Below are 13,349 nucleotides of genomic sequence, written 5' to 3'. Positions count from 1 at the left end.
GCCGGTGGATGTCCGGGATGCTGATCACGGCGACCCGGGCGTTCGGCAGGCCGGCCCTGATCCGGTTGAGCGCGCTGTCGATGTTGGCCCGGAACGTGGCCACCGGGGTCATGGTGGATTCCGAGCTGGTGCAGGCGTCGTTGGCGCCGATCAGCATGGTGACGTAGTCGACGCCCTGGCTGACCGCGGTGCCCGCCTGGCCGTACATGTCGGCGGACCTGGCGCCGGTCTTGGCGTCGTTGAAGTTGCGGCCCTGGATGCTCGGGTTGACCGCACGGATCCGCAGGTAGTGGCTGTTCACCGCGGCGTCGCCGCCGGTGCTGAACGACCGTGAGGTGCAGTCGACATACCAGCCGCAGGCGTTGAAGCCGCGGGTGATCGAGTCGCCCAGGCTGGCCATCGCGCTCGGCGGTGGACCGGCGGCGAGGGCGGGACCGGCGGGGAGCAGGACGAGGGCGGTGGCGCCGGCGAGGGCGGCCAGCGCGCGTCGGACGAGGGTCATGGTGGCCTCCGGATCACGGGTGCCGGCGTGCTGCGGCGGCCAGATAATATAGACGTCGGTCTGTGTCCACAATGTTATGGCATGGTCACTTTCCGGGGCGGGCCAATTCGGGCAAAGTGCCGCCTTGCGCAGGATCTTAAATATGTGAATACTTTGCTCACCCGGCCGGCACCCCCCGGTTGGCCGGGTTGTCCCCGGGCGCTTCCGTGTGACGGCGCCCGTCACCCCCTCTTTGGAGGTTGTTACATGCGACCCACGAGGTCCTCGCTTCGCCGTGCCGCTGCCATCGCCATGGCCGGCGCCCTGGTCACGGGCTCGCTCCTCGGCGCACCCGCCCAGGCGGCCCCTGCCTCGCCCGCCTCTCCCGACGCCGCCGCCGCGCTCGTCGCCAAGCTCGGCGACCGCGCCGCCGGCACGTACGCCGACGCCAGCGGCAAGATGGTCGTCGCGGTGACCGACGCCGCGGCCGCGCGCCAGGTCCGCGCCGCCGGCGCCACCCCGAAGCTGGTCACCCGGGGCGCCGACAAGCTCAACGCCGCCACCGCCGAGCTGGAGCGGTCCGCCAAGATCCCCGGCACCGCGTGGTGGGTCGACGCGGCCACCAACCAGGTCGTGGTCTCGGTTGACAGCACCGTCACCGGCGCCAAGCTGGAGCGGGTCAAGGCCGCCGCCGCCCGCACCGGCGGCACGGTCCGGATCGAGGCCGAGCCCGGCGTGCTGAGCACCCGCATCTCCGGCGGCAACGCCATCTACGCCGGTGGCGGCGGGCGCTGCTCGCTCGGCTTCAACGTGCGCAGCAGCTCCGGCGTCTACTACTTCCTCACCGCCGGGCACTGCACCAACATCTCGTCGAGCTGGTACAGCAACTCGTCGCAGACCGCGTACCTCGGCGCCCGTGCCGGCACCAGCTTCCCGGGCAACGACTACGGCATCGTGAAGTACAGCAACCAGACCACCGCCCAGCCGGGCAACGTCTACCTGTACAACGGCAGCTACCAGGACATCACCACCGCCGGCAACGCGTACGTGAACCAGACGGTCTACCGTTCCGGTAGCACCACCGGCCTGCGCAGCGGCTACGTCACGGCCACCAACGCCACGGTGAACTACGCCGAGGGCAGCGTCTCCGGCCTGATCCGCACCACCGTCTGCGCCGAGCCCGGCGACAGCGGCGGCTCGCTCTTCGCCGGCAGCACCGCGCTGGGCCTGACCTCGGGCGGCAGCGGCAACTGCTCCTCCGGCGGCACCACCTACTTCCAGCCGGTCACCGAGGCGCTGAGCGTCTACGGCGTCAGCGTCTACTGATCGATCCTTGCGAGCGGGCCGCCGGGCGACCGGCGGCCCGCTCCGCGTCCGCACCGGCTCCGAGCGCGGGCCGGGCCGGCCGGATCCGCCGTTCACCGGACGGAGCCGGGTTGCCGGGTGGTGCGGAGCCCGCTCCGACAAGCTGACAGAATGCGGGTGCAGACCGTTCAGCGATGAGGAGACGCAAGTCGTGATCCGTACCCATGACGCCGGCAGCCTGCGCGCGACGGACGCCGGCACCACGGTGACGCTCGCCGGGTGGGTGGCCCGCCGGCGCGACCACGGCGGTGTCATCTTCGTCGACCTGCGCGACGGCTCCGGCGTGGTCCAGGTGGTCTTCCGCGAGGAGGACGCGCACGCGCTGCGCAACGAGTTCTGCGTGAAGGTCACCGGCGAGGTGACCCGCCGCCCCGCCGGCAACGAGAACCCGGACCTGCCCACCGGCGAGGTCGAGGTGACCGTGAGCGAGCTGGAGGTGCTCTCCGAGGCGGCGCCGCTGCCGCTGCCGGTGGACGATCAGATCGAGGCCGGCGACGACATCCGGCTCAAGTACCGCTACCTGGACCTGCGTCGTAGCGGCCCGGCGAAGGCCATCCGGCTGCGCTCGCGGGCCAACCAGCTCGCCCGGGCCGTGCTGAACGAGCGGGACTTCCTGGAGATCGAGACGCCGACCCTGACCCGCTCCACTCCGGAGGGCGCGCGCGACTTCCTGGTCCCGGTCCGGCTCCAGCCGGGCAGCTGGTACGCCCTGCCCCAGTCGCCGCAGCTGTTCAAGCAGCTGCTGATGGTCGGCGGCATGGAGCGGTACTACCAGATCGCCCGCTGCTACCGGGACGAGGACTTCCGCGCCGACCGGCAGCCGGAGTTCACCCAGCTCGACATCGAGATGTCCTTCGTCACCGAGGACGACGTCATCGAGCTCGGCGAGGCGATCGTCTCGACGCTCTGGTCCGATCTGGCCGGCTACCAGATCCCCCGGCCGATCCCGCGGATCACCTGGCACGATGCCATGTCCCGCTACGGCTCGGACAAGCCCGACCTGCGCTACGGCGTCGAGCTGACCGAGCTGACCGACTACCTGCGCGGCACCGAGTTCCGGGTGTTCGCCGGCGCGATCGACGCGGGCGGCTACGTTGGCGCGGTGGTCATGCCGGGCGGCGCGGCGCAGAGCCGCAAGGAGCTGGACGGCTGGCAGGACTGGGCCAAGGCACGCGGGGCCCGGGGCCTGGCGTACGTGGTGCTCGACGCGGAGACCGGCGAGGCGCGCGGCCCGGTGGCCAAGAACCTCTCCGAGGCGCACCTGGCCGGGCTGGCCGACGCGGTCGGCGCCAAGCCGGGCGACGCGATCTTCTTCGCCGCGAGCACGAACACCCGGGAGGCGCAGGAGCTGCTCGGCGCGGCCCGGATCGAGATCGCCAAGCGGGCGAACCTGATCGACGAGACCGCCTGGGCGTTCTGCTGGGTGGTCGACGCGCCGATGTTCGAGCGTACGGACGAGGGCGGCTGGACGGCCGTGCACCACCCGTTCACCTCGCCGAACGCCGACTGGGTGGACCGGTTCGAGGAGGCGCCGGATCGGGCCCTGGCCTACGCATACGACATCGTCTGCAACGGCAACGAGATCGGCGGCGGCTCCATCCGTATCCACCGGGGCGACGTGCAGCAGCGGGTGTTCGAGCTGCTCGGCATCACCCCGGAGGAGGCGCAGGACAAGTTCGGCTTCCTGCTGGAGGCGTTCAAGTACGGCCCGCCGCCGCACGGCGGCATCGCCTTCGGCTGGGACCGGATCTGCATGCTGCTGGCCGGCGCGGACTCGATCCGCGAGGTCATCGCGTTCCCGAAGACCCGGGGCGGGTTCGATCCGCTGACCGGCGCGCCGACGCCGATCACCGCGCAGCAGCGCGCCGAGGCCGGCGTCGACGCCAAGCCGAAGCCGGCGGCGGCGCCGCACACCGGCACCGCCGGCCCGGTCGCCCCGGTTGCCGACCCGACCTGACCCGCCCTTCTCTCGTCGATCATGAGGTTGGCGGGCACCGCTCCGGCGTGTCGCCCCGCCAACCTCATGATCGACACGTGAGGGAGGGGACGGGATGACGCTGCTCGTGGTGGGGGCCAGCGGCTTCCTGGGCGGGGAGGTGTGCCGGCAGGCGCTCGCCGCGGGACAGCGCGTGGTCGGCACGTACCACTCGGCCGCCGTCGCGGTCGCCGGCGTCGAGCCGCGCCGGCTCGACGTCACCGATCGCGCCGCCGTGCGCGCGCTGCTGGCGCGGGTACGCCCCGACGCCGTCGTCGCCACCCCCTACCGGTACGACGACTGGGCGGTCACCGCCGACGGGGCGGCCAACATCGCCGTGGCCGCCGCCGAGGTGGGGGCGCGGCTGGTGCACCTGTCCAGCGACGCGTTGCACGGCGGGCGGCCGGCGCCGTATCTCGACGACGATGTGCCCACCCCGGTGTATCCGTACGGGGCGGCGAAGGCGGCGGCGGAGACGGCGGTGCGGGCGATCGACCCGGGCGCGGTGCTGGTGCGGACCTCGCTGATCGTGGGGGAGGGGAGCAAGCAGATCCAGCTCTGCCGCGACGCCCTCGCCGGCCGGGCGACCCTCTTCACCGACGAGCTCCGCTGCCCGATCGACGTGGCCGACCTGGCTGCCGCCGTGCTGGAACTGGTGCCGTCGGGCTACGCCGGCCCGCTCAACGTGGCCGGGCCGGACCCGGTCAGCCGCGCCGAACTGGGTCTCCTGGTCGCCCGGCAGCTCGGCGTCGACCCGGCCGGGCTAAAGACGACGACCGCCGTCTCCGCCGGCGTCAACCGTCCAGCCGAGGTACGCCTCGACTCCTCCCGCGCCGCCGGCCTGCTGCGTACCCGGCTGCGTGGCGTCAACGAACTTCTCGTTTCCTGAGCGTCGCCGCGCCGACTGTCGGATCGTGCACACTTCTTATGCATAACTCTTGTGCACGGAAAGTGTGCACAGATATTGTGCATGCATGGGGAACGACAAGAAGGCACCGCCGCGCCAGGTCCGGCTGGACCATCGCCAGGTGCGGGTGCTGGCTCATCCGCTGCGGACCCGGCTGCTCGGTGCGCTGCGGGTGAAGGGGCCGGCCACCGCCACCGCCCTCGCCGAGCTGCTCGGCACCAACACCGGCGCGACCAGCTACCACCTGCGCCAGCTCGCCCAGGTCGGGCTGGTCGTGGAGGATCCCGATCTGGGCACCGGCCGGCAGCGGTTCTGGCGGGCCGCGCACGACGTCACCAACTGGGAGCCCACCGACTTCGACGACGACCCGGACGCCCGGGCCGCCATCGAGTGGATTGAGGGCGACCAGGTGCGGTTCTTCGTCGAGCACGCCGAGCGGTACTTCGCGACCCGGCACCAGTGGTCCCCGGCGTGGCGGGACGCGTTTGGCATGGGCGACATCTTCATGGCCATCCCCTCCGCTCGGCTGGAGGCGCTCAAGGCCGAGGTGTGGCAGGTCCTCGAGCGCTACCGCAACGAGGCCGAATCGCACGAGCCCGGCGCGGAGCAGGTGCAGATCTATCTCGCCGCCCTGCCGCTGCTGGCGGACCTGCGGCTCGCCAACCCGCCGTCCGAGGAGGAGCGATGACCACGCTGTCCGTACGCCAGGTCCGGTTCCGCTACCTCACCCTCTACGGCCTGCGCTGGCTGCCCAGCGGCCTGATGATCCCGGTGATGATCCTGCTGATGCAGGAGCGCGGCCTCACGCTCTCCCAGATCGGCATGGTCGCCACCGCGCAGGGCCTGGTGGTCCTCGCGCTGGAGTTGCCGACTGGTGGGTTCGCCGACGCGCTCGGCCGCAAGCCGGTCCTCGCCGTCGCCTGGGTGATCGGCCTGATCTCGCTGGTCATCTTCGCGGTGGCCGACTCGTTCTGGCTCTTCTTCCTGGTCTGGGCGTTGCAGGGCGTCTACCGGGCGCTCGACAGCGGCCCGCTGGAATCCTGGTACGTCGACGCCACCCTGGCCGCCGACCCGGACGCCGAGTACGAACGCGGCCTCGGCCATGCCGGGATGGTCATCGGACTGGCCATCGGCGCCGGCGCGCTGCTCGGCGGCGGCCTGGTCGCGCTCGGCCCGCTCGGGCCGATCAGCGCGCTGACCCTGCCCGTGCTGGTGGCCATCGCCCTGCACGTCGTCTCGCTGATCGCCCTGTTCGTGCTGATGCAGGAGACCCGACCGGCCACGGGAGCCGCCGCGCTGCGCGCCTCGGTGGTCGAGGCGCCCCGGATGGTCGGGCAGGCGATCGGCCTGCTGCGCCGCTCCCGGGTGCTGCTCGCCCTGGTCGCCGTCGAGCTGTTCTGGGGCTTCGGCATGGTCACCTTCGAGTCGCTGCTGCCGATCCGCCTCTCCGAAGTGGTCGGCAACGTCGACCGGGCGGCCGCGCTGCTCGGCCCGGCCGGGTCGGCGGCCTGGCTGGCCAACGCGGCCGGCGCCGCGCTCACCCCGTTCCTGCTGCGCCGGCTGGGCGCCGCGCCCGCCGCCGCGCTCATGCGGATCCTCCAGGGCGGGACCGTGGTCGGGATGGGCCTGCTCGCCGGCCCGGTCGGGGTGCTCATCGCCTACCTGGCCTGCTACACCGTGCACGGCGCGTCCAACCCGCTGCACATGGGGCTGCTGCACCGTCAGGTCGACGGGCCGTACCGGACCAGCGTCATCTCGCTGAACTCGATGATGGCGCAACCGGCCGGCGCGCTCGGCGCGCTGGTGCTCACTGCGCTGGCCGACCGCAGCAGCGTCGGCGTCGCCATGGTGGTCGGTGCGGTGGTGCTCGCCCTGGCCGCGCCGCTCTACCTGCCGGCCTGGCGCGCTGGCCGGGCCGCCGCGCCCGTCCCGGCGGCCGTCGGTCAGCCGTCGCAGGTCGACCAGGCGGAGTCCGATGACAGCCCTGCCGCGGCGGCTGACCTCGACGCCGCCTCGGCCCAGGCACGCTGAGCGCGGACCTGTTAGGAGGGGGCCCCTGCTATGCGAAATGCGTTAACACGGGGCCCCTCCTTTCCGGCGGCCGAGGTGGACCGAGGTGCGGGGCTCGGTGTTGGTGTAGCCGAGCCGGCGGTAGAGCCCGATCGCCCCGACGTTGTCGGTGAAGACGCCGAGCGCCACGTGGTCGTACCGGGCGAAGAGGGCGCGGGTCATCCCGGCGGTGAGCGCCGCACCGAGGCCCCGACCGCGCCGATCGGGCGCGACCGTGAGGCCGGCGAGGAAGCCAATGTCGCCCCGGCTGCGGTCCGCCCCGCAGGCGACAAGGCGGCCGCCGTCGCGGATGCCGTACCAGTCGACGACGCGCGGGTCGCCGGGGCGGGAGGTGGTGGTGGGGAAGGACTCCTCGATCAGCGCGGCCAGGGCCGAATGGTCGGCCTCGGTGAGGCGGACCACCCGCTCCTCCTCCGGCTGCGGGGGCGGCGGTGTGGTGGTCCAGAGGAAGTCCCACTCGTCCAGCCGCGCCACGGTCAGCCGGCCGGCCACCTCTTCGGGTGCCGTGCGGGGCAGGTGCAGCCACTGGCCGGCGTGCAGCACCCCGTCGGCGACCAGGCCGGCGAAGACGTCCAGCGCCGGCCCGGCCGCCCCGAGCGCCCCGCCGGCCGGCCCCTGCTCCGGCGGGAGCAGCCAGCACACCGCGTCGTCCCGCCGCCACCCGCGCGCCTCCTGGGCTCTCCAGAGGGCGTTCCGGGCGTACGGATGGTTACCTGCGGCGGCGAGCAGGGCGTCCCGACCCACCAGAACCTGGTCGGCAGTGATCATCCGGCCAGCGTACGAGAGCCGGATCCGCGAGCCGCACGGTGCTGGCGCAGGTCGGGATACGGCGGGAGGGGACAGGCGTGCACGCCACCGACCGGTAGCGTCCGCCCGGCGGGCCGATCCACCGTGGATTGACGACGAGACCGATCGGGTACATCCGTCGCCAACCTGCTGGGACCCCTCACCGGAGGAACGACATGCTCGCCACTCTCGCCGCCGTCGTGTTCGGCTTCGCGCTGCTGCTCGACTTCCTGGGCACCAACCTCGGCGCTCCCGACCTGTTCAACGTGCACACGCTCATGTTGATCGGCTTGCTGCTGCTCGCCCTGCACCTGGCCGGGTTCGGCCGCCGCCGGGGCCGCTGGTACCGGGGTCGGCGTCCAGGCGTCGGCTGACCGGAACGGATCATCGCGGGCCGGGCCAGCGGCGCGATTCCAGCGTCGTCGGTCCGGCCCGGTACTGTTCTCGTGATGGAGTCCGACGCCCTCTTCACCCTCGGCGAACCCGCCGGAGCGCCCAGCGCCCCCGGGGGTCCGACCGGCGTGGACGGGTTCAGCGCCGCAGGCGCGGACTCGCCGCTGCCGGTCCGGATGCGGCCGTCGAGCATCGACGAGCTCGTCGGGCAGGACCACCTGCTCACCCCGGGCGCGCCGCTGCGCCAGCTGGTCGAGGGTGCGGCGCCGATGTCGGTGATCCTCTGGGGGCCGCCCGGCAGCGGCAAGACCACCATCGCCCACCTGGTGGCCCAGGCCACCGACCGCCGCTTCGTCGCGATGTCCGCGCTGACGGCCGGGGTGAAGGACGTCCGCGCGGTGATCGACACCGCCCGCCGGCAGCGGCGTGCGGGCGGCCCGCCGACCGTGCTCTTCATCGACGAGGTGCACCGGTTCAGCAAGACCCAGCAGGATTCGCTGCTCGCCGCGGTGGAGGACAGGACCGTCACACTGCTCGCGGCGACCACCGAGAATCCGTACTTCTCGGTCATCTCACCGCTGTTGTCCCGCTGCGTACTGCTCACGCTCCAGCCGCTGGACGACGACGCCGTGCGTGGCCTGCTGCGCCGCGCGGTCGCCGACGAGCGCGGGCTGGGTGGCACGCTGGTCCTGGAGACCGAGGCGGAGGACCACCTCGTCCGCCTCGCCGGCGGCGACGTACGCAAGGCGCTGACCGCCCTGGAGGCGGCGGCCGCCACCGCCACCGCGCTCGGCGCCGCGCGGATCGACCTGGCCACCGCCGAGCAGGCCGTCGACGTCGCCGCCGTACGGTACGACCGCGACGGCGACGCCCACTACGACGTGGTCAGCGCGTTCATCAAGAGCATGCGCGGTTCGGACGTGGACGCGGCGCTGCACTGGCTGGCCCGGATGCTGGTGGCCGGCGAGGACGCCCGGTTCATCGCCCGGCGTCTGGTCATCTTCGCCAGCGAGGACGTCGGCATGGCCGATCCCACCGCCCTGAGCGTCGCCACCGCCGCCGCGCACGCCGTCGAGTACGTCGGGCTGCCCGAGGCCCAGCTCAACCTGGCCCAGGCGGTGATCCACCTGGCCACCGCACCGAAGTCCAACTCGGCCACCACGGCGATCAGCGCGGCGATCGCCGACGTGCGCGCAGGCCGGGGCGGGCCGGTGCCACGGGCGCTGCGTGACGCCCACTACGCGGGGGCCCGTGGCCTCGGGCACGGCACCGGCTACCGCTATCCGCACGACGACCACCGTGGGGTGGTCACCCAGCAGTACGTCCCGGACGATCTCGTCGGGACCGACTACTACCGGCCCAGCGGTCACGGGGCCGAGCGGGCGGTGGCCACCCGGCTGCCGCTGCTGCGTCGGATCGTCCGCGGGCTGCCGGCACCGGCGGTCCGTACGGAGGAGGGCACGCCGGTCGCCGTGCCCGCCGGCCGTTCGGCCGGCGGCGAGCAGGGCAACGCGGTGAACGAGGGCGGCAGCGACGCCGTCGGGGAGGGTCAGCAGTGATGGCGCGTGGTCCGGAGCGGCCGGAGGACGGCCCCGACGAGCGGCGCGACCGGAGCGCCAAGGGCCGCCGGTGGGGCCGGGGCAGAGCCGACGCCGAGCCGGACGAGGCGGCGGTCGGCGAGGAGTTCGGCTGGATCGACGACCTGCGTACGGCCAAGCAGCAGCGTACCGACCTCGGTCCGGACGGTGACCTGCCGGCGGCCCCGCCGCCGTCGCCCGCTGGGCCGCCACCGGCCGGCCCGGGGCCGCGACCCGGCCCGTCCGCCGCCGAGCCGCCACGCGCCCCCCGCCCCGGTGCGGTGTCCCCGCCTGGCCAGCCCGGTCCGGGCGGGCCGTCCGCCCCCCGGCGCGGCCCGGTCGACGCCGTCCCGGCGACGCCTCCGGTACGCCCCGACGGGCCCGATCCGGCAGCCGCCCGCCGCCGTCCCGTCGACGCCCCCTGGCCCGGTACACCCGAGCCGTCCCGGTCCCCGGTTGAGCCGTCCCGACCGCCGCGCCGGGGCCCGGCCGCGCCGCAGGTACCGCTTCCGCCGGCCGCCGGTCGGCCGGGCGACCCGGCCGGTCCGCCCGGCCGGACGACCCCGCCCACCGGTCCCGCACCGGATCGGGCCCGGGACGCTCAGGTGCCCGGCCCCGGCTGGCAACCGCCGGGTCCCACCCCGTCGCCCGAGGTACCGCCCACGCCCCGTGGCCGGCACGGTGCCGGCGGGCCCGGCGAAGCGCCCGCCGGCCCGTACGTCGGTGGCGCCGACCCGGCCGCGCGGCCCGTCTCCGGTGCCGGCCGGCGGTCCGGGCCCGACGACGTCGAGGCCCGCCCGATCTCCGGCGCCGGCCGGCGGGTCGCCGCCGAGCCCGCTGCCGGTCGGGTCAACGTGCCGTCGGCGCACGGCCCGGCTGGCCCGCCCGGTGTCGGCCAACCCGCGGTCGATCCGGTGAGCGGCGCCCCACGCCCGGGCGCCCCCGAATCCCGGCGCCGCCGCGGCGCCACGGAGCCCGACCCGTCCACGGCGGGTCTGTCCCGGGTGGACGCTCCCACCGCGCCGGGTGGGGGTCGACGCCGACCCGGTGAGCCCGACCAGCCGGTGGTGCCGCGCAGCGGGAACGCCCCGCCGGTCCCGGGTCTCCCGTCCGACACGTTCCCCGGCCGTCGGGCGGAGGGCCCGGGCACGCCCACGGCGCGGGCCGGGCGCCGGGCCGCCGCCGACGACGAACCGACTGCGGCGGGTCGGCGGGCGGCCCCCGATGACGAACCGACCGCGGCGGGTATGCGGGCCGCGCGTGGCGACGAACCGACCGCGGCCGGTCGCCGCGCCGCACCTGGGACGCCGGCTGCCCGGCCGTCCGGGGACGCACCCCAGACCCCCGGCCGGCGCCGCGCGGCTCGTGAGGACGCCGGCGACGCGCGACCGCAGCGCCCCGAGCGGCCGGCCGACTGGCGCCGGCAGGCCGGGGGGGCCCACCGCACCGACCCGGCCATGCCGGTGGTCCGCCCCGCCGGCTCCCCGGTCGGCGAGCCGGCGGGTGGTCGACCGGACGTCCCTGTGGGGCCCGACCGCGCCCCACTCGGCCGCGCCGGGGTCGCCGTGCCGCCGGTGAAGCCCGACCAATCCGGTCCGGTCCGGGGCGCCACGCAGTCCGTCGACCCCGAGGCGCCCGGCCGGGCCACCGACCGGACGGCCGGAGCGGGCGCCGACCGGACGGGCGGCCTGCCACCGGTTGGGGACCCTGGCCGGGCCGGTGGTCCGCCCACCCGCGGTGGCCGGGCCACCGGTCGTGGGCCCGGTGGCGACCAGGACCGCACCGGCGGCATTCCCACCGGCGGTTTCCCCACCGCGGGCGGCGCCGATCGGACCGGCGGCTTCCGCGCCGGTGGCGATCCGACCCGTACCGGGGGCCTCCCCGTCGCGGATGATCCCGCTCGGCCCGTCGGCCCCCCTGGCGGCGACGCGGGTCGTGACGCGGCGCCCCGGGCCGGGCGTCCCGGGCCGGTTGTCAGCCAGCCGGGACCCGCCCGACCGGGCCCGGTCGGTGGCGGGCGCGATGCCGGCCACGATGCCGGACCGACCCACGACGCTGCACCGACCCGCGGCACCGGATCGGCCCGCGATGCCGGTCCGACGCGCGGGGCCGGATCGGCCCGCGATGCCGGACCGGCCCGCGGCACCGCCCGACCCGGCCCGGGCGGCCCGGGCGGAGAGGACGGGCGCGTCCCGCAGGCCGGCGGCGAGCCCGGGGCACGTACCGGGGCGGCCGGTGGCCCGGCGGTGGCCCGGGCGGCCGCCTCCGTGGCCCGTCCCGGGGGCCCCGACGAGCGGCCGGCCGGCCGGGCGGTTCCGCCCGGGGCGGAAGCGGTTCGGCCCGGACAGGTCGGCGCCGCCGCCGTACCCCCGCCCGGTAGGGCCGGCGAGCCGGCGGTGGCGCGGGCCGCCGCGGTCGTACCAGCTGGGGAATCGGCCGGGCCGCGACCCGGACCGGCCGACGGGGGTGGACCGGCGGTGCGCCGGGCCGATACGGATCCGGCCCCGGCCGTCGGTACGGCCGGCGGCCTGCGCGGCGCCCGCTCCGAGCTGCGCCGGCAGATGCGCGAGCGGCGACGGCTGCGGTTGGGTGTCATCGCCCTGGTCAGCCTGGTGCTGCTCGGCGCGGTCCCGCTCTACTTCGGGCTGCGCACGCTCAGCCACGACCCGGTCTTCGACGGCCTCGACGGCCTCGACGTGCCCGCCTGGGCGGCGGTGGATCCGGTCGACCACGTCAGCGGCAACCGGTGGTGCATCCAGGAATGCCGGCTGCGGGAGCGGACCCTCGAGTCGCAGCGGGCGCCGAAGGAGACGGCGCAGGCGTACGAGCACGCCCTGGTCGGGGACGGCTGGCGGCGTTGGAAGAACGACCGCTGCCCCGAGCAGCCGACCGAGGGCAGCTACACCTGCTGGCGTCGGGACGAGCTCACCCTCGACCTCTGGGTACGCGAACCCGCCTGCACACCGCCTCCGGTGGACGGGGCACCGGCACCCACGCCGGCGCCCTCGCCCGCAGCGGAGAAGTGCACCGGGTCGTTGGTGTCGGTGAAGGTCCGTAACGCGATCGACGACGAGCGGACCGGGCCACAGCCGACCACCGACCCGTCCCTCACCGGTGTGGATCCGTACCCGACCGTCACCGACGATCCACTGGGCGAAGCGACACCCTCACCGTCCTGAGCCGGTTTCCATCACGGACGGTAGGGTCGGGGGCTGGCGGGCCCGCCCGTGTCCGCCGGCGTGCCGGGCCGGTGCGGCCGAGCGGGTACGACGGTCGCGCTTCCCGGGGCGTGGGACCCTGGGACACTGCTTGAGGAGGACATGCGCGTGGATGGTGGACAGATCGCTGCGCTGATCGCGGCCGGCGCGTTCCTGATGCTGGTGCTCGTGCTGGCGGTGCCGATCCTGCGGCTGCGGCACACCGTGGACGCGACGACCCGCATGATCACCGAGCTGAACGACCGCACCACCCCGCTGCTCGTGGACGTCAACACCACGGTGAAGAACGTCAACACCGCTCTGGAGCAGGTGCAGACCTCCCTCGACGGGGTGAACCTCCAGCTCGCCAAGGTGGACACCATGACCACCCACGCGCAGAACGTCACCGCCAACGTGGCCAATCTCGCCGCGGTGGTCTCCGCCGCCGCCGCGAACCCGCTGGTGAAGGTGGCCGCCTTCGGCTACGGCGTACGCCGGGCCGCCGCCGCCCGCCGGCACGCGGAGAACGAGCGGGAGGCCCGCGACATCATCAAGCAGCGGCGCCGTGCCGAGAAGCGGGCCAACCGGTGACCCGGCC

11 protein-coding genes are annotated in these 13,349 nt (G+C 74.9%); 9 read left to right on the top strand and 2 right to left on the bottom strand.

Annotated features, from left to right (window positions below):
* Nucleotides 1-502 (bottom strand): SGNH/GDSL hydrolase family protein (locus ABZ570_RS23445; protein ID WP_358067354.1); only part of this gene is annotated, 502 nt, incomplete at its 3' end.
* A 246-nt stretch (nt 503-748) separates the two neighbouring features.
* Between ABZ570_RS23445 and ABZ570_RS23440 the strand changes: the two genes are divergently transcribed.
* The 5 genes from ABZ570_RS23440 (at nt 749) to ABZ570_RS23420 (ending at nt 6,759) form a co-directional block, all read left to right on the top strand.
* On the top strand, nt 749-1,807 hold the full coding sequence (locus ABZ570_RS23440; protein ID WP_358067351.1) for a S1 family peptidase: 1,059 nt from the start codon (nt 749-751) through the stop codon (nt 1,805-1,807).
* A gap of 190 nt (nt 1,808-1,997) precedes the next feature.
* Nucleotides 1,998-3,803 carry an aspartate--tRNA ligase gene (gene aspS / locus ABZ570_RS23435; RefSeq protein WP_358067348.1) on the top strand — a complete coding sequence of 602 codons (1,806 nt, stop codon included), beginning with the start codon at nt 1,998-2,000 and terminating at the stop codon, nt 3,801-3,803.
* A 94-nt stretch (nt 3,804-3,897) separates the two neighbouring features.
* Nucleotides 3,898-4,710 carry a sugar nucleotide-binding protein gene (locus ABZ570_RS23430; RefSeq protein ID WP_358067346.1) on the top strand — a complete coding sequence of 271 codons (813 nt, stop codon included), beginning with the start codon at nt 3,898-3,900 and terminating at the stop codon, nt 4,708-4,710.
* Nucleotides 4,711-4,795: 85 nt separating this feature from the next.
* Nucleotides 4,796-5,416: a helix-turn-helix domain-containing protein gene (locus tag ABZ570_RS23425; RefSeq protein ID WP_358067343.1), complete on the top strand. Its 621-nt coding sequence runs from the start codon at nt 4,796-4,798 to the stop codon at nt 5,414-5,416.
* The gene (locus ABZ570_RS23420) at nt 5,413-6,759 is read left to right on the top strand and encodes an MFS transporter (protein WP_358067340.1); all 1,347 of its coding nucleotides are present in this window, start codon (nt 5,413-5,415) and stop codon (nt 6,757-6,759) included. Before ABZ570_RS23425 ends, ABZ570_RS23420 begins: the two co-directional genes overlap by 4 nt.
* A gap of 42 nt (nt 6,760-6,801) precedes the next feature.
* On the opposite strand, the gene ABZ570_RS23415 is transcribed toward ABZ570_RS23420, so the two are convergent.
* Entirely contained in the window at nt 6,802-7,566 is a 765-nt protein-coding gene (locus ABZ570_RS23415) for a GNAT family N-acetyltransferase (protein ID WP_358067337.1), read from the bottom strand.
* Nucleotides 7,567-7,760: 194 nt separating this feature from the next.
* Between ABZ570_RS23415 and ABZ570_RS23410 the strand changes: the two genes are divergently transcribed.
* The 4 genes from ABZ570_RS23410 to ABZ570_RS23395 all read left to right on the top strand — a co-directional run bounded on the left by ABZ570_RS23410 (nt 7,761) and on the right by ABZ570_RS23395 (nt 13,342).
* Nucleotides 7,761-7,958: a hypothetical protein gene (locus ABZ570_RS23410; RefSeq protein ID WP_358067334.1), complete on the top strand. Its 198-nt coding sequence runs from the start codon at nt 7,761-7,763 to the stop codon at nt 7,956-7,958.
* 75 nt (nt 7,959-8,033) lie between these two features.
* On the top strand, nt 8,034-9,536 hold the full coding sequence (locus ABZ570_RS23405) for a replication-associated recombination protein A (protein WP_358067331.1): 1,503 nt from the start codon (nt 8,034-8,036) through the stop codon (nt 9,534-9,536).
* Between the two features lie 2,579 nt (nt 9,537-12,115).
* Nucleotides 12,116-12,733: a hypothetical protein gene (locus ABZ570_RS23400; RefSeq protein ID WP_358067366.1), complete on the top strand. Its 618-nt coding sequence runs from the start codon at nt 12,116-12,118 to the stop codon at nt 12,731-12,733.
* 147 nt (nt 12,734-12,880) lie between these two features.
* A complete protein-coding gene (locus ABZ570_RS23395) occupies nt 12,881-13,342 on the top strand; it encodes a DUF948 domain-containing protein (RefSeq protein ID WP_358067328.1) in 462 nt (153 codons plus the stop codon).
* Nucleotides 13,343-13,349 lie beyond the last annotated feature (7 nt).

The organism is Micromonospora sp. NPDC007271 (assembly GCF_040634005.1).
Classification (GTDB): Bacteria; Actinomycetota; Actinomycetes; order Mycobacteriales; family Micromonosporaceae; genus Micromonospora.
The sequence above is the reverse complement of the archived record's forward strand: the minus strand, read 5'-3'. Positions and strand labels throughout refer to the sequence as shown.